Consider the following 20,323-nt stretch of genomic DNA (forward strand, 5'->3'; position numbering starts at 1 on the left):
CGGAAGACCCCCATCGGAAAGGCCTGCATGTTCTCGAAGATCCTGGTCGCCAATCGCGGTGAGATCGCCATTCGCGCGTTCCGAGCCGCCGTCGAGCTCGGTGCGAAGACCGTCGCGGTCTTCCCCTACGAGGACCGCAACTCGCTCCACCGGCTCAAGGCGGACGAGGCGTACCAGATCGGCGAGCAGGGACATCCGGTCCGCGCGTACCTCGACGTCTCGGAGATCATCCGCGTCGCGAAGGAATCGGGTGCGGATGCGATCTACCCCGGGTACGGCTTCCTCTCCGAGAACCCCGAGCTGGCCCAGGCCGCGGCCGACGCCGGCATCACCTTCATCGGCCCGCCCACGCGCGTCCTCGAGATGGCGGGCAACAAGGTCACCGCGAAGCAGCAGGCGATCGCCGCGGGCGTGCCCGTGCTGAAGTCGACCGAGCCCTCGACCGACGTCGAGGCGCTCCTCGCGCAGGCCGACGAGATCGGGTTCCCGATCTTCGCCAAGGCCGTCGCGGGCGGCGGCGGGCGCGGCATGCGCCGGGTCGACCGCAAGGAGGACCTGCGCCGCTCCCTCGAGGAGGCGATGCGCGAGGCCGACAGCGCCTTCGGCGACCCGACCATGTTCCTCGAGCAGGCCGTCCTGCGGCCCCGGCACATCGAGGTGCAGGTGCTGGCGGATGGCACGGGCGAGACCGTGCACCTCTTCGAGCGCGACTGCTCGGTCCAGCGGCGCCACCAGAAGGTGGTCGAGATCGCTCCGGCGCCGAACCTGTCCGACGACATCCGCCAGGCGCTCTACCGGGATGCGGTCGCGTTCGCGAAGTCCATCGGGTACGCCAACGCGGGCACGGTCGAGTTCCTCCTCGACACCGCGGGCGAGCGGGCCGGCGAGCACGTCTTCATCGAGATGAACCCGCGTATCCAGGTCGAGCACACCGTGACCGAGGAGGTCACGGACGTCGACCTCGTGGTCGCGCAGATGCGCATCGCGGCGGGGGAGACCCTGGAGGACCTCGGCCTGACGCAGGACCGCATCCACCTGCGCGGCGCGGCACTGCAGTGCCGCATCACCACGGAGGATCCGACCGCGAACTTCCGCCCCGACACGGGCAAGATCACCACCTACCGCTCGCCGGGCGGCGCGGGCATCCGGCTCGACGGCGGCACGGTCAACCCTGGCGCGCAGATCAGCCCGCACTTCGACTCGATGCTCGCGAAGCTCATCTGCCGCGGACGCGACTACCAGCAGGCCGTCACGCGCACGAAGCGCGCCCTCGCCGAGTTCCGCATCCGGGGTGTGTCCACGAACATCCCGTTCCTGCAGGCGGTCATGGACGACCCGCAGTTCATGGTCGGCGACCTCAGCACGTCGTTCATCGACGAGCGGCCGCAGCTGGTCCGCGGCCGGGTCTCGAAGGACCGCGGTACCAAGATCCTGAACTGGCTGGCCGACGTCACCGTGAACCAGCCGAACGGCTCGGCGCCGACGACGGTGGCACCCGCCGAGAAGCTTCCCGAGATCGACCTCACGGCCCCCGCGCCCGCCGGTTCGCGCCAGCGACTGCTGGAGCTCGGGCCGACCGGGTTCGCGGCCGCGCTGCGCGCGCAGACGCCGCTCGCGGTCACGGAGACCACGTTCCGCGACGCTCACCAGTCGCTCCTCGCGACGCGTGTGCGCACGAAGGACCTCGTCGCGGTCGCGCCGTACGTCTCGCGCATGACCCCGCAGCTGCTCTCGGTCGAAGCCTGGGGCGGTGCCACGTACGACGTCGCACTGCGCTTCCTCGGCGAGGACCCGTGGGAGCGGCTCGCCTCGCTCCGCGAGGCCCTGCCCAACATCAACATCCAGATGCTCCTGCGCGGCCGGAACACCGTGGGCTACACGCCGTATCCGACGGAGGTCACGGACGCCTTCGTGCAGGAGGCGGCGACGACCGGCGTCGACATCTTCCGCATCTTCGACGCGCTGAACGACGTCGCCCAGATGCGGCCGGCGATCGAGGCGGTCCTCGCGGCCGGAACCCCGATCGCGGAGGTCGCGCTCTGCTACACCGGCGACCTCCTCGACCCGAACGAAGACCTGTACACGCTCGACTACTACCTGCGACTGGCCGACGAGATCGTCGCGGCGGGCGCCCACGTCCTCGCGATCAAGGACATGGCGGGCCTCCTGCGCCCTGCGGCGGCCGAGAAGCTGGTCGCAGCGCTCCGCGAGCGGTTCGACCTGCCCGTGCACCTCCACACGCACGACACGGCGGGCGGGCAGCTCGCGACCCTGCTCGCGGCCAGCCGTGCAGGCGTCGACGCGGTGGACGTCGCCAGCGCGCCGATGGCGGGGACCACGAGCCAGCCGTCGGCATCCGCACTCGTCGCGGCCCTCGCGCACACGGATCGCGACACGGGCATCCCGCTCGACGCCGTCTCGGACCTCGAACCGTACTGGGAGGCGGTCCGGCGCATCTACCGTCCGTTCGAATCGGGCCTGCCCGGCCCCACGGGCCGGGTCTACCACCACGAGATCCCCGGCGGCCAGCTGTCGAACCTCCGCCAGCAGGCGATCGCCCTCGGACTCGCCGACGACTTCGAGCTCATCGAGGACATGTACGCCGCGGCGAACGAGATCCTCGGTCGGGTCCCGAAGGTCACGCCGTCGTCGAAGGTGGTCGGCGACCTCGCCCTGCACCTCGCGGCGGTCAAGGCCGACCCGGCCGACTTCGCTGAGAACCCCGACAAGTACGACGTGCCCGACTCCGTGATCGGCTTCATGGCGGGCGAGCTCGGCGACCTGCCCGGCGGGTGGCCGGAGCCGTTCCGCACGAAGGTGCTCGCCGGCCGCGACGTCCGCGTCGGGGTCGCGGAGCTCACCCACGCCCAGCGCCGCGGGCTCGCCGAGCCGGGCGTCGAGCGCCAGGCGCTCCTCAACTCGCTGCTCTTCCCGGCACCGACGCGCCAGTTCGAGCAGATCCGCGAACTGTTCGGCGACCTGTCGGTCATCGACACCGCGGACTACCTGTACGGACTGCGACCGGGATCCGAGCACGTCGTCGAGATCGACCGGGGCGTCAGGCTCTACGCGGGGCTCGAGGCGATCGGCGAGGCCGACGACAAGGGCATGCGCACCGTCATGACGATCCTGAACGGCCAACTCCGGCCGGTCTTCGTCCGCGACCGCAGCATCACCGTCGAGTCCAGGGCCGCTGAGAAGGCGGATGCCTCGCAGCCCGGGCACATCGCGGCGCCGTTCTCCGGCGTGGTCACCCTGCAGGTCGAGGCGGGCGCCGAGATCGAGGTGGGCCAGGCCGTCGCGTCCATCGAGGCGATGAAGATGGAGGCCGCGATCACGTCGCCGGTCGCCGGCGTCCTCGAGCGAGTCGCCATCCCGAAGACCCAGCAGGTGGAGGCGGGTGATCTGCTCGTCGTCGTGCGCCCGGGTTAGACTCGGGACTGTTCCGCACTGATGAGGAGGGGAAATCGGTGGCAGAGCACGAGGACGATCCGGACCGCGGCGGCCGCCGCCCGGTTTCCCGCACCACCGCCGACCGTGCACGGTCGGGCGGTGCGCACGCGGCCGACGAGGTCGACGTGCGCGTCGACCTCCCGCCGGCTCCGGCACGGGTCATGCCGGATGACGAGGTGGCCGTGGCGATCGATGACGTCGCGGTCGACCCGGGTGACCTGACCGCCGTGACGACCGGGACGACGTCCGTCGACGTGGTGCCCGCGCTGGCCGGTGCCGCGTACCGTTCCGCCGCGCGACACGATCCGTCGCCGTACGGCGCCCTCCTCGCGGCGGACGGCGCCCGCCTGCGTCGCGAGCGAGTGACCACCGACACCGGTTCGCACGTCGCGATCGTGGCCGACGGCGAGACGGCGGTCGCGCCGGCCGAGGTGCCCGAGACCGCCGAGTCGCTGACGGCGGATCGCCTGATCGACGTGAACCGGACGACGCGGCCGGCGCCGCAGGGCGGAATGAACCGCTTCCTCTACGAGGCGACCTTCCACTTGGTGAACCTCGGCGACTCGGCGAAGGTCCGAGCCCATCGCGAGATGAGCGAGCGCATCCGTCGTCGGTTCGAGGGCGGGGCACGCTTCGTCCCGGTGCTCACCCGCAAGGGCGGCGTCGGCAAGACGACCGTGACCACCCTGCTCGGCATGGCCCTCGCCGACGCGCGCGACGACCGGATCATCGCCATCGACGCGAACCCGGATCGGGGCACGCTCGCCGAACGCGTCGACCGGCAGACGAGGGAGACGGTGCGCGACGTCGTCGCGAAGGCGTCCTCGATCGGCGGGTACACCGACTTCTCGCGGTTCGTCTCGCGCGACGAGACGCGCCTGGACATCCTCGCGTCCGACACCGACCCGTCGTTGTCCGAGGCGTTCGACGACAACGACTACAACGTGGTCGCCGGACTCGCGGCACGCTACTACTCGCTCGTGCTGACCGACTGCGGGACCGGGATCGTCCACTCGGTGATGCGGGCGACGCTGCAGCGGGCCGACTCGATCGTGATCGTCTCGGGCGGCAGCGTCGACGAGGCGCGGCTCGCGAGCGAGACCCTCACGTGGCTCGAGGCGAACGGGTACGGCGAACTCGTCCGCAACGCCGTCGTCGCGATCAACCTGGCCACGCAGGGCACGCACCTCGTCAAGGTCGACGAGATCGAGGCCCATTTCCAGTCTCGCGTGCGCGAGATCGTGCGGATCCCGTACGACCCGCAGCTCGCAGCGGGGTCGGTGGTGAACTGGAGCGACCTGCGTCCGGTGACCCAGCACTCGGCCCGCGAACTCGCCGCCCTCGTGGTGGAAGGCCTGCCCGTCGAACGCGGGCACTGAACACGGAGCACCATTGCCGGAACGTCCCATTCGCCTGTTCGGCGACCCTGTCCTGAAGACCGTCTCGAGCCCCGTCGACCTCGTCGACGACCGCGTCCGATCACTCGTCGAGGATCTCGTCGACAGCGTGCGCCTGCCCGGGCGCGCGGGTGTCGCCGCGCCGCAGATCGGGGTGAACCTCCGCGTGTTCAGCTACAACGTGGACGGCGAGGTGGGATACATCATCAACCCCGTGCTCATCGAGGTCACGGGGGATCCCGAGCTCATCGACGAGGGGTGCCTCTCGGTTCCGGGGCTCTGGCACAAGACCCCGCGGCATCCGTTCGCCCGCGTGCGCGGGATCGACCTCGACGGGAACGAGATCGAACTCGCGGGCGAGGGGCTCATGGCGCAGGCACTGCAGCACGAGACCGACCACCTCGACGGCGTGCTCTACCTCGATCGCCTCGAGAAGGACGAACGCCGCGCGGCGATGCGCGCCGTGCGCGAATCCGACTGGTTCTGAGCGACTCGCGCGGTCTCCGGCACGGTCGTGCCGTGGCGGCGCGGCGTGCAGACGACGGATGCCCCGCGGCTCGCGCCGCGGGGCATCCGTCGTGCACGTCCAGCGCGTCAGCTGATGATCGAGTGACCCTCGGTCGCCGGTGCGCCCGAGTAGAGGCCGTCGATCTCCGAAGAGAAGTCGTCGAGGATGACGTTGCGCTTGATGCTCATCTTCGGAGTGAGGTGACCGCTGTCCTCGGTGAACTCGATCGGCAGGATGACGAACTTGCGGATCGACTCGGCGCGCGAGACGTTCTCGTTCGCGGCGTCGATCGCACGCTGCACCTCGGCGAGGACCACGGGGCTCTTCGCCGCCTCGTCGACGCTCATCCCGGCGTCCTCGCCGTGGTTGTTCAGCCACACGGGGAGCATCTCGGGGTCGAGCGTGACGAGCGCCGAGATGAACGGCTTCTGGTCGCCGACGACGACGACCTGCCCGACGAGCGGGTTCGCACGGATCGGGTCCTCGAGCGCGGCGGGGGCGACGTTCTTGCCGCCGGCCGTGACGATGATCTCCTTCTTCCGGCCGGTGATCGTGAGGAAGCCGTCGGAGTCGAACGCGCCGATGTCGCCGGTCTTGAACCACTCGCCGTCGAAGGTCGCCGCCGTGGCCTCGGGGTTCTTCCAGTACTCCTTGAAGACGTTGACGCCCTTGACCTGGATCTCGCCGTCGTCTGCGAGCCGCACCGAGACGCCCGGGAGCGCCGGGCCGACGGTGCCGATCTTGGACCTGTGGGCGAGGTTCACGGTCGCCGGCGCGGTCGTCTCGGTGAGGCCGTAGCCCTCGAGGATCGTGATGCCGAGCGCGTGGTAGAAGTGGCCGAGTCGAGGGCCGAGCGGTGCGGAGCCCGAGACGGCGTACTTGACGTTGCCGCCCATCGCCGCGCGGAGCTTGGAGTAGACGAGGCGATCGAACAGCGCGAACTTGAGCCGGAGCCCGAGCGGGATCTTCCCGCCCGCCTCCTGCGCCGTGGAGTACGCGACGGCGGTCTCGGCTGCGGCGTGGAAGATCTTGCCCTTGCCGCCGGCCTCGGCCTTCTGCTCGGAGACGTTGTAGACCTTCTCGAACACGCGGGGGACCGCGAGGAGGAAGGTCGGCTTGAAGCTGCCGAGCGAGGGCAGGAGCTGCTTGGTGTCGGGCTGGTGTCCGACGCGCACTCCTGCGTGCACGCAGAGCACCGAGATGAAGCGGGCGAAGATGTGCGCCGTGGTGATGAACAGGAGCGTCGATGCGCCGTTCGGGTCGAGCACGACCTCCTCGAGCGCGAGGGCCGAGTTGCGGCAGAGTTCCACGAAGTTCGCGTGCGTGAGCACGCAGCCCTTCGGCTTGCCGGTCGAGCCAGAGGTGTAGATGAGGGTGGCGATGTCGGAGCCGACGGCGAGGTTGCGACGTCGCTCGATCTCGTCGTCGGGGACGTCGGAGCCCGACGCGGCGAGCTTGTCGAGGTCGCCGAGATCGATCTGCCAGACGTTGCGGATGGCCGGGAGGTCGGGGTGCACCTCGTCGAACCGGGCGAAGTGATCGGCCGTCTCGAGGATCACCGCGATGGCGCCGGAGTCGCTCAGGTTCCAGCGGACCTGGGCCGGCGAACTCGTCTCGTAGACCGGGACGAGGATGGCACCTGCGAACCACGCCGCGAAGTCGATGAGCGTCCACTCGTACCGGGTCTTGCTCATGAGCCCGATCTTGTCGCCGGGCTGGATGCCGGCAGCGACGAGGCCCTTCGCGAGCCGGACGACCTGCTCGTGGAACTCGCGCGTCGTGACCGGGCTCCAACCGCCGTCGGCGGTGGGCAGCGAGAAGAGCACCGAGTCGGGCGTGGCCTTGACCCGGTCGACCAAGAGGTCTGTGGTGTTCGCGTCGGGGTCGGCGGGGACCAGTGGCGCGGTGGTGAATTCGATCACGGTAGCTCCTTCGGCACCGGGAGGGTCGCACGGGGTTCGGGGTCGCACGACCACGGCAGTGGGTTGACTACACTCTAGTCGGTGCGGCGCGGAGCATCCCGGCCGCTCCACACCCACGCATCCCCGGCGAAAGGCGTTCGACGTGCACGCGATCGGCATCGACATCGGCGGCACGAAGATCGCCGGCGCAGTGGTCGACGAACTCGGCGGCATCGTCCGCTCCTCGCGGGTTCCCACCCCGGTCGACACCGCAGCCCTCGAGGACGCGGTCGTCGAGATGATCGGCGAGCTCGAGGCCGGCGAACGGGTCGACGCCGTCGGCGTCGCCGCGGCCGGCTTCATCGACGCCGCGCAGTCGACCGTGTACTACGCGCCGAACATCGACTGGCGCAACGAGCCCTTCCGCGAGAAGCTCGAGGCCCGCGTGGGCGGCAGCGTCGTCATCGAGAACGACGCGAACGCCGCAGGCTGGGCGGAGTTCCGATTCGGCGCCGGCCGGATGGTCAGCGACATGGTCATGCTGACGATCGGGACCGGCGTCGGCGGCGCCATCGTCGCCGGCGACCGCCTGTTCCGGGGCGGGTTCGGCGCGGGCGCAGAGCTCGGCCACCTGCGGCTCGTGCCGAACGGCGTGGCGTGCGGCTGCGGACAGCACGGATGCCTCGAGCAGTACGGGTCGGGTCGTGCCCTCATGCGCATGGCGAACGAGATCGCCGATGCCGGAGGGATCGGCCAGAGCCTCGCGCGGGCGAGGGAGGAGCACGGCGCGCTGGACGGGACGATCGTGGGTGGGCTGATCGCCGCCGAGGATCCCGGGGCGGTCGCGGCGCTCCGGCACCTCGGCCGCTGGCTGGGCGAGGCGTCGGCGAGCCTCGCGGCGGTCCTCGACCCGCAGCGCTTCGTATTCGGCGGCGGGGTCGCGGTCGCGGGGGAGCTGCTGCTCGCGCCGATCCGGGAGTCCTTCCTCGAGCACCTCCCGGCGCGGGGCTACCACCCCGAGCCCGACTTCGTGATCGCCGAGCTCGTCAACGACGCCGGCGTCGTCGGCGCCGCCGACCTCGCGCGGGTCTGGGTCGAGGAGCACGCCTGACGCCGGCGGCGCTAGGCTTGCCGGCAGCGGGACGAGACGGAGGACCTGGGTGTTCTACTGGATCATGAAGCACATCGTGGTGGGGCCGCTCCTCCTCTCGATCTTCCGTCCGTGGGTCGTCGGGCTCGAACGGGTGCCGAAGGAGGGGCCCGTCATCCTGGCGTCGAACCACCTCTCCTTCATCGACTCGATCTTCCTGCCGCTCATCGTCGACCGGCCGGTCGTGTTCCTCGCCAAGAGCGAGTACTTCACGGGCAAGGGCCTCAAGGGCTGGGCGACCCGCATGTTCTTCCAGGCGGCGGGGCAGCTGCCCATCGACCGCTCGGGCGGCAAGGCGTCCGAGGCGTCGCTCAACACCGGCCTGCGCGTGCTCGGCGAGGGCCGCATCCTCGGCATCTACCCCGAGGGCACCCGCAGCCCCGACGGCAAGCTCTACCGGGGGCGCACGGGCGTCGCCCGGATGGTCCTCGAGGCGGGCGTCCCCGTGGTCCCGGTCGCGATGATCGGGACGGCCGAGATCATGCCGATCGGCACACGGCTGCCGAAGGTGCGGCGCGTCGGCATCGTCTTCGGCGAGCCGCTCGACTTCTCGCGGTTCCACGGCATGGAGGGCGACCGCTTCGTGCTCCGGTCGGTCACCGACGAGCTCGTCTACGACCTGCGGGCGCTCAGCGAGCAGGAGTACGTCGACGTGTACGCGAGCACGCTCCGGGAGCAGCGGGCCGCACAGACCCCGTCGAGGTAACGAGCCTCCGCCCCACGGTAGGCTGGGTCCACGGCGTCGCGACGTGCGGCGCCCGTTCCGTTCCAGCGCCCCGTGCGCCCGCACCCCCTCAGGACACTCCAGTGGTACAGCTCGTCGAGCCGGTCGTGAATGCAGATCCCTCCGTGATTGCCGGCCTCGACTATTGGCGCACGCTCCCCATCAAGCAGCAGCCGACCTGGCCCGACGCCGAAGCCGCGCACGCGGCATCCGCCGAGCTGGCCACGCTCCCGCCGCTCGTGTTCGCGGGCGAGGTCGACATGCTGCGCGACCGGCTCGCGGCCGCGTCGCGCGGCGAGGCGTTCCTGCTGCAGGGCGGCGACTGCGCCGAGACGTTCGCCGGGGCGACCGCCGACCAGATCCGCAATCGGGTGAAGACCGTGCTGCAGATGGCCGTCGTGCTGACCTACGGCGCATCGATGCCCGTCGTGAAGATGGGGCGGATGGCGGGCCAGTTCGCCAAGCCGCGCTCGAGCGACACCGAGACCCGTGGCGGCGTCACGCTGCCGGCGTACCGCGGCGACATCGTCAACGGCTACGACTTCACGCCGGAGTCGCGCGCGGCCGACCCGTCGCGCCTGCTTCAGGGCTACCACATGGCGGCATCGACGCTGAACCTGATCCGCGCCTTCACGCAGGGCGGCTTCGCCGACCTGCGTCAGGTCCACGCGTGGAACCAGGGCTTCGCGGCGAACCCCGCGAACGCCCGGTACGAGAAGCTCGCTCGCGAGATCGACCGCGCGGTGAAGTTCATGGACGCCTGCGGCGCCGACTTCGACGAGCTCCGACGCACGGAGTTCTACACGGGTCACGAAGGCCTGCTGATGGACTACGAGCGCCCCATGACCCGCATCGACTCGCGGACCGGCACGCCGTACAACACCTCGGCGCACTTCATCTGGATCGGCGAGCGCACTCGCGAACTCGACGGAGCCCACGTCGACTTCCTGTCGCGCGTGCGGAACCCGATCGGCGTGAAGCTCGGTCCGACCACGACGCCCGAGGTCATGCTCGAACTGGTCGAGAAGCTCGACCCGAACCGGGAGCCCGGCCGCCTCACGTTCATCACGCGTATGGGCGCCGGCAAGATCCGGGATGCGCTGCCTCCGCTGCTGGAGGCGATCAAGGCGTCCGACGCGAACCCGCTGTGGGTGACCGACCCGATGCACGGCAACGGCATCACGACGCCCACGGGCTACAAGACGCGCCGGTTCGACGACGTCGTCGACGAGGTCACGGGCTTCTTCGAGGCGCACCGTGCGGTGGGCACGCACCCGGGCGGCATCCACGTCGAGCTCACCGGCGACGACGTGACCGAGTGCCTCGGCGGCTCGGAGCACATCGACGAGGACACGCTCGCCACCCGCTACGAGTCGCTCTGCGACCCGCGACTGAACCACATGCAGTCACTGGAGCTCGCGTTCCTGGTCGCGGAGGAGCTCGCCGTGCGCTGACCCGCGAACGACGCCGACGGGCGGTCGTGGCAGACGGATGCCGCGGCCGCCCGTTCGCGTCCGAGCCGCCGGATTCGAGTGACGCTCGGGCGCGACGCGGAGCCGGAGGCTCGCCGGTCGCGCGATCGACGACTACGGCTGGAAGTTCACCGTGATCTCGGACCCGCGCGCGACGGATTCGCCGGCCGCCGGGTCCTGCACGGATGCGACGACCGCGCCCTCGAGGAAGCCCGGCACGTTCGACGCCACGGAGAACCCGGCCTCCTCGAGCTGCGCGCGCGCCTCGGCGATGGTCTGGCCCGTGACGACGTTCGGGACCTCCACGAGGTCGGGTCCCTTCGACAGCGTGAGGCGGACGACGTCGCCCGGGTTCATCGGATCGTCCAGCCACTCGGCGGTGATGACCACGTCGACGGCGATGTCGTCGGAGAACTGCGGATCGGCGAACTCCACGGTGAGGCCCGCGCCGTCGAGCCGCGCCTGGGCCTCGCCGACGGCCAGCCCCTCCACCGGCGGAACGGGACCGACGGACACGACGAGCGTCAGGGCTCCGCGCTCCGGGTACTCCGTGCCGACGGAGGCGCCGTCCGCATCGAGCACCGCGAGGACGAGCCCCTGCTCGACATCCGCCGAGAACTGCTGCGCGCTCTCATCGGCGACGGTGAAGTCGGCCAGCTGCCCGCGGGCATCGTCCTCGGGCTGGCCGACGACGTCGGGCACGGGCAGGATCTGCGGGCCGGTCGAGACGAGCATCGTCACGGTCGATCCGCGCCGCGCGAGGTCGCCGGCCGGGGGGTCGGTGCCGATGACCTGGCCGGCCGGCACGACGGGGTCGTTGCGCTCGGCGGGTTCGACGCCGAATCCGGCCTCCTCGAGCGCCTGGGTCGCGTTCTGGGGGAGCATCTCGGCGGTGTCCGGGATGCTCGCCAGCGCGCCCGGGCCGGCTCCGAAGTACCACCCGGTGCCGACCGAGAGTCCGGTGAGCAGGAGCACCAGCGCGAGCAGCCAGTACCCCCGGTTCCGACGGCGATTCGCGGACTGCTCGAGCGCGGCCGCGTCGTCGTCGCCCTCGTCGAGCGCCGTCGCGAGCGCCGCGCCGCCGGGCGCGAGCACGCGGGTCTCGGCGGTGGGCACGTCGGCGGCGCCGCCGATGACGAGCGTGTCGTGCATCGCCGTGTGCGGGCGCGCCGGACGCAGGCCCGGCTCGATCTCGCGCAGGCGGTCGAGCATGATCCGCGCATCCGCCGGGCGCTGGTCCGGGTCGCGTGACGTGGCCCAGAGCACGAGCGCGTCGAGCTCGGGCGGAACGGACGGGGTCCGGGCGCTCGGCGCGGGCACCGACTCGTTGGCGTGCTGGTACGCGATCTGCATCGGTGCCTCGCCGACGTAGGGCTGTTCGCCCGTCAGCATCTCGTACGCCATGATGCCGAGCGCGTAGATGTCGCTGCGGGCGTCGGCGACGCCTCGCGTGACGAGCTCGGGGGAGAGGTAGGCGATGGTCCCGAGCAGCGCCTGCCCGGTCGCGGTGTTCGCGCTCGCGGCCCGGGCGAGGCCGAAGTCGCCGAGCTTGATGCGCCCGTCGTCGGCGAGCAGCACGTTCTCGGGCTTGAGGTCGCGATGGACGATGCCCGCCTTGTGCGCCGCCGCGAGGCCAGAGAGCACGGCATCGAGGATGTCGACGGTCTGCTCCGGCGTGAGCCGCTTGTAGTCCTTGAGCAGGTCGCGCAGGGTGATGCCGGGAAGGTACTCCATGACGAGGTACGCCATGTCGGCGTCCTGGCCCTGGTCGAAGACGTTGACCACGTTCGGATGCGCGAGGCGTGCGGCCGAGCGCGCCTCCTGCACGAACCGCGTCTTGAACGTGTTGTCGTCGGCCAGGTGGCCGTGCATGATCTTGATCGCGACCCGTCGCTCCAGGCGGAGGTCGGTCGCGAGGTAGACGGTTGCCATTCCGCCCCGCGCGATGCGCGAGCGCACCTGGTACCGGCCGTCGACCAGACGGCCGATCATCGGGTCCGCGGGCGGGGCTGTGGTCACCGTACGAGTGTACGAAGTGGCATATGCCGTTACGTGAACAAACGCCGGGACCGTCGTGATCGAAACGGCATCGTGACGAACGGACGGAGCCCTCCGTTCAGCCCAGTTCGTCGAGCCACCTGCGGGCCGACGCCTCCCACTTCGCGTAGTGCTGCGGGTGGGCGCTGCGCTGCACGGCCTGCGCGGCATCCGTCACCGACATGTCCGCCCAGCCGGCGATGTCGAGCAGTCCGGGCGTCCGACCGTCGTTCGGGGTCGTCGGCCCGCCGTAGAAGGCCGTCGCGGCCCGCACGGGGTCGAGCACCTGCTCGGGCGTGCCCCAGCCCTGGCTGGGACGCTGCTGGAAGAGACCGAGCGAGTCGCGATCGCCGTGCCGGACGTTGCGGAGGCCCGATTCCTGCGCCGCCGCGGCGAGAGCCACCACGATGCCGTGGTCCGGGACCCCGAGCGACCGGCCCACGTCGACGATGAGCTTCGCATTCGCCCGCATCTCGTCGTCGAGGCGGACATCGAGGGCGGCGACGCTCGTCGCCTCGACGACCGCTCGGACGACGATCCGCTGGTCGGGGACGATGATGCTCGCTGCCGTCAGCCCGTTGAGCTCGAGGAGGCGATCGAGCGCGACGCCGTACCGCTCGCCGATCCCGATGAGCGTGTCGCCGGCGACGACGAGGTGGGACTCCGGCGCGGCAGGAGTCGGCGGAGGAGCGTCCGCCGAGTCGGGGGATGCCGCGGCGCTGCCCGTGCCGGGGATCGTGATGGCCTGACCCGGGAAGATCAGGCTCGCCCGGCCGAGGCCGTTCGCGCTCAGCACCACCTCCACGTCGAGGCCGTACTCGGCCGCGATCGCGCTCACGGTGTCGCCTGGGGCGACGATGTGCCGCGCGATGCCCGCATCGGGTCCGGCGACGACCGTCGGCGTCCCGCCGGGCAGGGCGAGTCGCTGGCCGGGGAAGATCAGGCTGGACCAGCTCAGGCCGTTCTCGGCGAGCACCTCGGCGGTGGAGAGTCCGTAGCGCTCGGCGATCGCGCTCACGGTGTCGCCCTGCGCGACGACCACCTCGTTCGGGATCGTGGCGGTGGCCGGCATCGCCTGACGGAGCATCGGCGTGGCCGGTGTCGCCTTCGGCTTCGGCTGTCGCTTCACGGACTGCGGCGCGGCGTCGGCGGGCTGGGCGATCCCGAGGGTCACTGCGACGGCCCCGACGACCGCGACGGGGATGGTGAGCAGGCGCCGCATCCCGGGTCGCCGGAGCACGGGTTCCCGGTCGCCGGCGTCCGCCGCGTCCCCCGTTGGCGTGTCGCCCGAGTACTGCCTCATGTTCCCCCTCCGCCTGCAAGCGGATGTCGTCACGGTCTCACGGCGACAGGGGCGAGTCAAACTCATCGTCGCGAGTCGCGCAGCGCGGGTCGGAGCGGTTCCGACGGAAGCCCGGTCGTGGCAGGCTGGTGCTGTGACCGACGTCGAACAGACCGAGTGGCTGACCATCCCCGAGCTGGTCGAACGGCTGGGCCAGAGCCCCGGCCGGATCCGGCGCCTCATCGACGACCGCCACCTCCTCGGGGCGCGCATCGACGGTGTCCTGAAGGTGCCCGCATCCTTCCTCCGCGACGATGCTCCGCTGCCGGAGCTGCACGGGACGGCGATCGTCCTCGCCGATGCGGGGTTCTCGGACGACGAGGCGCTCGAGTGGTTCCTCGCCGAGGAGGACAGCCTCGGGACCACGCCGATCGCGGCGCTCAGGGCGGGGCGGAAGTCCGAGGTGCGACGGGTCGCCCAGGCGCTCGCCTGACCGAGCGGGTGCCTCAGCTCTCGCGCCGGGTGACCGCGCGCGCGAGGTCGGCGAGGTCCCGGGCGGCCTCGCGGTCCATGCCGCTCGAGCCGAGCGCTGCGAGGGCGCGATCGGTGTTCGTCGTGATCTCGGTCTCGACCTCGTCGACCGCGCCGCAGTCGCGGATCGTGTCCTGCAGCATCCGGATCTGCTCGGCGTCGAGTGCAGGATCGCCGAGGAGCTCGTCGAGCAGCCTGCGCTGTCCGGTGGACAGGCGTTCACGTGCGATCGCGATGAGCACCGTGCGCTTGCCCTCGCGGAGGTCGTCGCCGGCAGGCTTCCCGGTGACCGCCGGGTCGCCGTAGACGCCGAGCAGGTCGTCGCGGAGCTGGAAGGCGATGCCGAGTGGGAGGCCGAACGCGCGGAGCGCCTCGAGCTGGCTCGCGGTACCGCCGGCGATCGCGCCGCCGATGGTGAGCGGGGCCTCGATGCTGTACCTCGCCGACTTGTGGACGACGACCCGCTCGGCACGGAAGCGCTGCTCCGCCTCGGGGCGGGTGAGCCAGGCGCGTTCCTCGAGGATGTCGAGGTACTGGCCGACGGTGACCTCCGTGCGCATGCGGTTGAACTCGACGCGGGTCTCGCGGGCGGCGGACTGGTCGCGAAGCGCGGCGAGCCCCTCGTCGAGCAGCTCGTCGCTCCACCCGAGCAGGAGGTCGCCGAGCAGGATCGCGGTCGCCCGGCCGTACTCCTCGCCGTCGCCGGCCCAGCGTCCGTCGCGGTGCTGCGCCTCGAACACGCGGTGGGCGGCCGGCGCGCCGCGACGGGTGTCGGAGTTGTCGATCAGGTCGTCGTGGACGAGCGCCGCCGCGTGGAACACCTCGAGCGCGGCGGAGGCCGAGACGACGGCGTACCGCTCCGCGGTCGCCGCCGCGTCGTGCCCTCGTCGGCTCCCGCGGACGGCATCGAACCCGAGGCTGCAGAACCTCGCCCGGAAGCGCTTGCCTCCGCTGAGAAACCGCTCCGAGAATGCGGCGAGCGGGTCGAGGTCGTCACTGATCGAGCGGAGAATGGATGCACGGTCGGCGAGAAACTCCTCGAGGCGTTCGTTCACCGCATCGACGAGTCGGGGAGCAGGGGCCACCTGCCTAGCCTAGCGAGGCCGCGGAGGACTAGAATGGCCTCACGAAGCGTCGGTCCCGAGAACTGAGGGGAATGAGATGCCGCTTTCGGAGCAGGAGCAACGCCTTCTCGAGGAGATGGAGCGGAACCTCTACAAGAACGACGCCGACTTCGTCGCGACCGTCGGAGGTGGCGGGCGCGGGCGCCCGAACTACCGGGCGATCGTGCTCGGCGTGCTTCTGGCCGTCGCCGGAGCCGGCGCCCTCATCGGTGGCGTCGCCTCCCAGATCACGGTCGTGGGCGTGCTCGGCTTCGCGCTGATGTTCGTCGGCGTCCTCGTCGCCATCACGCCGTCCAAGCGCCGCGGCGCGGCCGCGACCGCGATGCCGGCAGGGGGTGCCTCGGCGAAGCCCGCCAAGCCGCAGGCCGGCTTCATGGACCGACTGAACGAGCGATGGGATCGCCGCCAGGAGGGTCGCGACTGACCGTCGTGATCGACTGACCGGAACCGACTGACGGGCTGATCGCGGATCGGCCCGTTTTTCGTGCGTCCGCCCAGTGCGGGGCGCACCGAGGCGTCAGGCGCGCGGCGCTCCACCGCGATGCGCCGAACCCTCCACTTCCCACCACCGGGCGGCGGGCACGCGGCACGCTGCCGCGAGTCGCTGCTCGAATCGCGGACGGAGACCGCCCGCCACGGCGCGTCCCCGGGTGGTTCCGCGCCTCGCCGCGCCACGAGGCATCCACTTCCCTCCACCTTCGAGAAGCCTGAGAATCCGGGCCTGCACTGAGCACGATGCGGCGAAAACGGAGGAATGTCGTTGTTCGGTGGAGGGTAGTGGAGTAAAGTGGGGACCGCACCTGGTTCCTGGCCGGAGGATGGGGGTGACGGGATGTTCCTCGGAAGCTACGAACCGAAGCTCGATGAGAAGGGTCGCGTCATTCTTCCGGCGAAGTTCCGGGATGAGTTGTCGAACGGCCTCGTGCTCACGCGAGGTCAGGAGCGCTGCATCTACGTGTTCAGCGCGCGGGAGTTCGAGGACATGAGCGAGAAGATCCGCCAAGCCCCCGTCACGAGCAAGCAGGCGCGCGACTACATGCGCGTCTTCCTCTCCGGGGCCTCCGCGGAGACCCCCGACAAGCAGCATCGGGTCACCATCCCTGCGAACCTCCGCGCGTATGCGGGGCTCGACCGAGACCTGACGGTCATCGGAGCGGGGAGCCGGGTGGAGATCTGGGATGCGACGGCGTGGCAGACGTACCTCGCCGAGCAGGAGGCGGCCTTCGCAGAGACGGCGGAGGAGGTGATCCCCGGACTCTTCTGAGTCCCCGGGCCCCGACTCCCAGCCGTGCGAGCCTGCTGCACTTCCCCGCAGCAGGACGAACGGATGGGGATCGGGACCCGGAGGCCCGGAGGGAGGGAGACTCATGGACATCGAACGGATCCACACGCCGGTGATGCTCGAGCGGACGCTCGAGCTGCTGGCTCCGGCACTCGACCGCGAGGGTGCCGTGTACGTCGACGCGACGCTCGGCATGGGGGGCCACGCGCGGGCCGTCCTCGAGCGGTTCCCGAAGGCGATCGCCATCGGCCTGGACCGCGACACCGACGCGATCGCGATCGCGACCGAGCGGCTGGCGAAGTTCGGCGACCGGGCGCACTTCGTGCACACCGTCTACGACGGCATCGCCGAGGCGGTCCGCGGCGAGGGGTTCGCCGAGGTCGACGCGATCCTGTTCGACCTGGGCGTCTCGTCGTTGCAGCTCGACCGCGCGGAACGCGGCTTCGCGTACGCGAAGGACGCGCCCCTCGACATGCGCATGGACTCCACGCGCGGCAGGACCGCAGCCGACGTCATCGCGGAGTACTCGGAGGACGAGCTTCGACGGATCTTCCGGGACTACGGCGAGGAGAAGCTCGCGGCGCGGTACGCCCGCGCGATCGTGCGGGCGCGTGCCGAGGCGCCGATCACGCGTTCCGGCCGGCTCGTCGAGGTGCTCCACGACGCCACGCCCGCTGCCGTGCAGCGGGCAGGACACCCGGCCAAGCGCGTCTTCCAGGCGCTTCGGATCGAGGTCAACGAGGAGCTGTCGGTGCTCGAACGGGCACTGCCCGCCGCGCTCGAGCTCGTCGCCGTGGGCGGTCGGATCGTCGTGCTGTCCTACCAGTCGCTCGAAGACCGCCTCGTCAAGCGCGTCCTCGCAGCGGCATCCACCTCCACGGCGCCCGCAGGGCTGCCGATGGAGCTTCCGGAGCATCGCCCGCAGTTCAAGCTCCTCGTCCGGGGCGCCGAACTCGCCGACGAGTCGGAGCAGGCGGAGAACCCGCGTGCGAAGCCGGTGCGCCTGCGTGCCGCAGAACGAGTGAGGAGGCCGTCGTGAGCGCACTGCCGGCCCAGACCCGACCCGCGCGGCGGTGGGCGCCGACCGCGGCGCCCCGGCTCCGCCCGGCGCCCGAGCGGGGCGAGCGACGCGCCCGCCCTCGGCTCGCCTACGCCGTGGTCGCACTCGCCTCGATCGGAGCGATCGCGATCGTCCAGCTGCTCCTGTCCATCGCGATGACCCAGGGCGCCTACGAGATGGACGAGCAGCTCCTCCGCCAGGCCGAGCTGCAGCGCGAGCAGCAGAAGCTCTCCGACGACCTCGACCGACTCGAGTCGCCGCAGTTCCTCGCGGCCAACGCCGAGGCGCTCGGCATGGTCCCGAACTCCGCTCCGGTCTACCTCCGGCTCTCCGACGGCGCGGTGCTCGGGGACCCGACCGCCGCCGCGGGGGCTGCGACCTCGTCGGCGTCACTCGTTCCCAATGCGCTCATCGACGGCGTGCCGCTCGTGACCGAACGCGCCGAGGGGGAGACTGCGAAGGGCGGGGAGGGGAAGCCCGCGACGCCCGCGGACGGCACGCCTGCCGCTCCGCCGGCGCTGACGGGCGGACTTCCCACACCGGCGACGCACTGACCGCGCCGGCGACCCAGACCACGACCCGACGCCGGACGGAGCGAACCAGCCGATGAACCGAGTGAGCCGTCACCCGATGCGCCGCATCATCGCATCCGGGCTCGCCCTCGTGCTGATCGTCGGCTGGTTCGTGGTGCGCCTCGTCGACATCCAGGTGGTCCGCGCCGCCGAACTCAACGAGGCCTCGAAGGACGTGCGCTCGGAGACCCGGGTGCTCTACGGCGAGCGGGGCGCCATCCTCGATGCGAACGGCACCGTGCTCGCCGAGAGCGCGATGCGCTACAACATCACGATCTCGCCGAAGCAGGCGATGGCGACCGGCTCGTTCGAGCGGGCCGGGTCGGACGGCGAGGAGGTCGACGTGACGCTCGACGACGCCCTCGCCGAGCTCGGCGGGGTGATCGGGCGATCGGCGGGCGAGTTGCGCACGCAGATCGAGGGCGAGCTCGCGAAGGACCCCGGCGCCGACTTCTCGTACGTCTCCAAGCGCGTCGACACCGACGTCTACGAGCAGGTGAAGGCGCTGCGCATCCCGTTCGTCTACTCCGAGGAGGTGCCGAGCCGTCGATACCCGAACGGCGCCGTCGGCGGCAACCTGCTCGGCTTCGTCACCGACGAGGGTGAGCCGGGCGCCGGGCTGGAGTACTCGGAGAACGCGTGCCTCGCGAGCGAGGACGGCGAGATGACCTGGCTGCACAGCCTCAAGGACTGGGTCGCGATCCCGGGCTCCGAGGTCGTGAACTCGGCCGCGCACGACGGCGGGGACCTGCAGCTCACGATCGACGCGGACCTGCAGTACTTCGTGCAGCGGGTCGCCGCCGCCCGGGTCGCCGAGACCGGTGCCGACTGGGCGACCGTCACCGTGATGGAGGCCCGGACGGGCAGGCTCCTCGCGGTCGCCGACGTCCCGACGGTCGACCCGAACTCGCCGAGCTCGGTCGACGCCGCCGACCGCGGCTCGCGCGCGTTCTCGTCGCCGTTCGAGCCCGGTTCGACCTTCAAGGCGCTGACGTCGGCGTCGGTCATCGACGCGGGCGAGGGGTCGCCGACCAGCGGCGTCACGGCCGACTACCGGTACCTTCCGCCGAACGGCGCCAACATCAACGACAGCCACTACCACGGCCCGACGAACTACACGATGACGGGCATGCTCATCGACTCCTCGAACACGGCCATGTCGATGTTCGGCGAGAAGGTGAGCGACGAGCGCCGCTACCAGGACATGCTCGACTTCGGCCTCGGCGCGGTGTCCGAGGTCGGCTTCGCGGGGGAGGAGCCGGGCGACCTCCACGGTGGACCCGAGGGCTGGGACAACCAGACGAAGTACGCGACGATGTTCGGCCAGGGCCTGACGACGACGGCGATCCAGATCACGAGCGCGTACCAAGCGCTCGCCAACGGCGGTGTGCGCATGCCGGTGACGCTCGTCGACGGGTGCCGCAACGCGGACGGGACCGTCACCGAGGTGCCGGCCGTCGAGGGGCGGCGCGTGGTGTCCGAGGAGGCCGCCGACCAGACGAGCCGGATGCTCGAACAGGTCTACCTGAACGGTTGGCTGGCCGACCAGTGGCAGGTCCCGGGCTACCGCGTCGCGGCCAAGACCGGCACGGCCCAGGTGCCGGACGGCAACGGCGGGTACCAGTCGGGCTACCTGGTGTCGGTATCCGGCTTCGCTCCGGCGGACGACCCTGAGTTCGTCGTTTCGGTCAGCATCATGAACCCCGTTAAGATGAACTCGTCCGCCGCATCGGCTCCCGTCTTCCAGCAGGTGATGAGCCAGGTGCTGAAGAAGTATCGGACCGTTCCGTCCGGCGCCCAGGCGCCCGAGTTACCAGCCACCTGGTGAGA

Annotated in this window: 16 protein-coding genes; 12 read left to right on the forward strand and 4 right to left on the reverse strand. The window is 70.9% G+C overall.

Going from position 1 to position 20,323, the window contains the following annotated elements:
* Nucleotides 1-27 precede the first annotated feature (27 nt).
* The 3 genes from GJR97_RS01480 to def are packed head-to-tail and all read left to right on the forward strand — an operon-like array spanning nucleotide 28 to nucleotide 5,337.
* The gene (locus tag GJR97_RS01480) at nucleotides 28-3,432 is read left to right on the forward strand and encodes a pyruvate carboxylase (protein WP_154344779.1); all 3,405 of its coding nucleotides are present in this window, start codon (nucleotides 28-30) and stop codon (nucleotides 3,430-3,432) included.
* Between the two features lie 38 nt (nucleotides 3,433-3,470).
* Nucleotides 3,471-4,832 (forward strand): MinD/ParA family ATP-binding protein, encoded by a 1,362-nt coding sequence (locus GJR97_RS01485; protein ID WP_324612983.1) that lies wholly within the window; start codon nucleotides 3,471-3,473, stop codon nucleotides 4,830-4,832.
* 13 nt (nucleotides 4,833-4,845) lie between these two features.
* Nucleotides 4,846-5,337 (forward strand): peptide deformylase, encoded by a 492-nt coding sequence (gene def / locus GJR97_RS01490; protein WP_154344780.1) that lies wholly within the window; start codon nucleotides 4,846-4,848, stop codon nucleotides 5,335-5,337.
* A 107-nt stretch (nucleotides 5,338-5,444) separates the two neighbouring features.
* Here def and GJR97_RS01495 read toward each other — a convergent pair whose 3' ends face one another.
* Entirely contained in the window at nucleotides 5,445-7,280 is a 1,836-nt protein-coding gene (locus GJR97_RS01495) for an AMP-dependent synthetase/ligase (RefSeq protein WP_324612984.1), read from the reverse strand.
* A 142-nt stretch (nucleotides 7,281-7,422) separates the two neighbouring features.
* On the opposite strand from GJR97_RS01495, the gene GJR97_RS01500 reads away from it, so the two are divergent.
* The 3 genes from GJR97_RS01500 to GJR97_RS01510 all read left to right on the forward strand — a co-directional run bounded on the left by GJR97_RS01500 (nucleotide 7,423) and on the right by GJR97_RS01510 (nucleotide 10,587).
* Complete coding sequence (locus tag GJR97_RS01500) at nucleotides 7,423-8,370, forward strand: ROK family glucokinase (RefSeq protein ID WP_324612985.1); 948 nt, start codon at nucleotides 7,423-7,425, stop codon at nucleotides 8,368-8,370.
* A gap of 49 nt (nucleotides 8,371-8,419) precedes the next feature.
* A complete protein-coding gene (locus GJR97_RS01505; RefSeq protein ID WP_324612986.1) occupies nucleotides 8,420-9,115 on the forward strand; it encodes a lysophospholipid acyltransferase family protein in 696 nt (231 codons plus the stop codon).
* A 143-nt stretch (nucleotides 9,116-9,258) separates the two neighbouring features.
* Entirely contained in the window at nucleotides 9,259-10,587 is a 1,329-nt protein-coding gene (locus tag GJR97_RS01510; protein ID WP_324612987.1) for a class II 3-deoxy-7-phosphoheptulonate synthase, read from the forward strand.
* Nucleotides 10,588-10,719: 132 nt separating this feature from the next.
* Here GJR97_RS01510 and pknB read toward each other — a convergent pair whose 3' ends face one another.
* Both pknB and GJR97_RS01520 read right to left on the reverse strand, forming a co-directional pair.
* The gene (gene pknB, locus GJR97_RS01515; protein ID WP_154344912.1) at nucleotides 10,720-12,597 is read right to left on the reverse strand and encodes a Stk1 family PASTA domain-containing Ser/Thr kinase; all 1,878 of its coding nucleotides are present in this window, start codon (nucleotides 12,595-12,597) and stop codon (nucleotides 10,720-10,722) included.
* A 124-nt stretch (nucleotides 12,598-12,721) separates the two neighbouring features.
* Nucleotides 12,722-13,945: a LysM peptidoglycan-binding domain-containing protein gene (locus tag GJR97_RS01520; protein ID WP_229275902.1), complete on the reverse strand. Its 1,224-nt coding sequence runs from the start codon at nucleotides 13,943-13,945 to the stop codon at nucleotides 12,722-12,724.
* A gap of 133 nt (nucleotides 13,946-14,078) precedes the next feature.
* On the opposite strand from GJR97_RS01520, the gene GJR97_RS01525 reads away from it, so the two are divergent.
* Nucleotides 14,079-14,417 carry an Rv2175c family DNA-binding protein gene (locus GJR97_RS01525; protein WP_324612988.1) on the forward strand — a complete coding sequence of 113 codons (339 nt, stop codon included), beginning with the start codon at nucleotides 14,079-14,081 and terminating at the stop codon, nucleotides 14,415-14,417.
* A 13-nt stretch (nucleotides 14,418-14,430) separates the two neighbouring features.
* Here GJR97_RS01525 and GJR97_RS01530 read toward each other — a convergent pair whose 3' ends face one another.
* Nucleotides 14,431-15,540, reverse strand: coding sequence for a polyprenyl synthetase family protein (locus GJR97_RS01530; protein WP_324612989.1), 1,110 nt, complete (start codon nucleotides 15,538-15,540; stop codon nucleotides 14,431-14,433).
* A 76-nt stretch (nucleotides 15,541-15,616) separates the two neighbouring features.
* Between GJR97_RS01530 and GJR97_RS01535 the strand changes: the two genes are divergently transcribed.
* From GJR97_RS01535 to GJR97_RS01555, 5 genes are all read left to right on the forward strand, one after another.
* Entirely contained in the window at nucleotides 15,617-16,003 is a 387-nt protein-coding gene (locus GJR97_RS01535; RefSeq protein WP_154344782.1) for a DUF3040 domain-containing protein, read from the forward strand.
* A gap of 408 nt (nucleotides 16,004-16,411) precedes the next feature.
* The gene (gene mraZ, locus GJR97_RS01540) at nucleotides 16,412-16,843 is read left to right on the forward strand and encodes a division/cell wall cluster transcriptional repressor MraZ (protein ID WP_154344783.1); all 432 of its coding nucleotides are present in this window, start codon (nucleotides 16,412-16,414) and stop codon (nucleotides 16,841-16,843) included.
* Nucleotides 16,844-16,946: 103 nt separating this feature from the next.
* Nucleotides 16,947-17,900: a 16S rRNA (cytosine(1402)-N(4))-methyltransferase RsmH gene (gene rsmH / locus GJR97_RS01545; RefSeq protein WP_154344784.1), complete on the forward strand. Its 954-nt coding sequence runs from the start codon at nucleotides 16,947-16,949 to the stop codon at nucleotides 17,898-17,900.
* Nucleotides 17,897-18,475 carry a hypothetical protein gene (locus GJR97_RS01550; RefSeq protein ID WP_154344785.1) on the forward strand — a complete coding sequence of 193 codons (579 nt, stop codon included), beginning with the start codon at nucleotides 17,897-17,899 and terminating at the stop codon, nucleotides 18,473-18,475. Before rsmH ends, GJR97_RS01550 begins: the two co-directional genes overlap by 4 nt.
* A 76-nt stretch (nucleotides 18,476-18,551) precedes the next feature.
* Nucleotides 18,552-20,321: a peptidoglycan D,D-transpeptidase FtsI family protein gene (locus GJR97_RS01555; protein WP_195760583.1), complete on the forward strand. Its 1,770-nt coding sequence runs from the start codon at nucleotides 18,552-18,554 to the stop codon at nucleotides 20,319-20,321.
* The last annotated feature ends 2 nt before the right edge of the window (nucleotides 20,322-20,323 follow it).

The organism is Agromyces kandeliae, assembly GCF_009674665.1.
Taxonomy (GTDB): domain Bacteria; phylum Actinomycetota; class Actinomycetes; order Actinomycetales; family Microbacteriaceae; genus Agromyces; species Agromyces kandeliae.

Coding starts and splice junctions, on each gene's coding strand:
- pknB (WP_154344912.1), bottom strand. CDS start 12,597: ATGATCGGCCGTCTGGTCGACGGCCGGTACCAGGTGCGCTCGCGCATC.
- GJR97_RS01555 (WP_195760583.1), top strand. CDS start 18,552: ATGCGCCGCATCATCGCATCCGGGCTCGCCCTCGTGCTGATCGTCGGC.
- mraZ (WP_154344783.1), top strand. CDS start 16,412: ATGTTCCTCGGAAGCTACGAACCGAAGCTCGATGAGAAGGGTCGCGTC.
- GJR97_RS01520 (WP_229275902.1), bottom strand. CDS start 13,945: ATGAGGCAGTACTCGGGCGACACGCCAACGGGGGACGCGGCGGACGCC.
- GJR97_RS01535 (WP_154344782.1), top strand. CDS start 15,617: ATGCCGCTTTCGGAGCAGGAGCAACGCCTTCTCGAGGAGATGGAGCGG.
- GJR97_RS01480 (WP_154344779.1), top strand. CDS start 28: ATGTTCTCGAAGATCCTGGTCGCCAATCGCGGTGAGATCGCCATTCGC.
- rsmH (WP_154344784.1), top strand. CDS start 16,947: ATGGACATCGAACGGATCCACACGCCGGTGATGCTCGAGCGGACGCTC.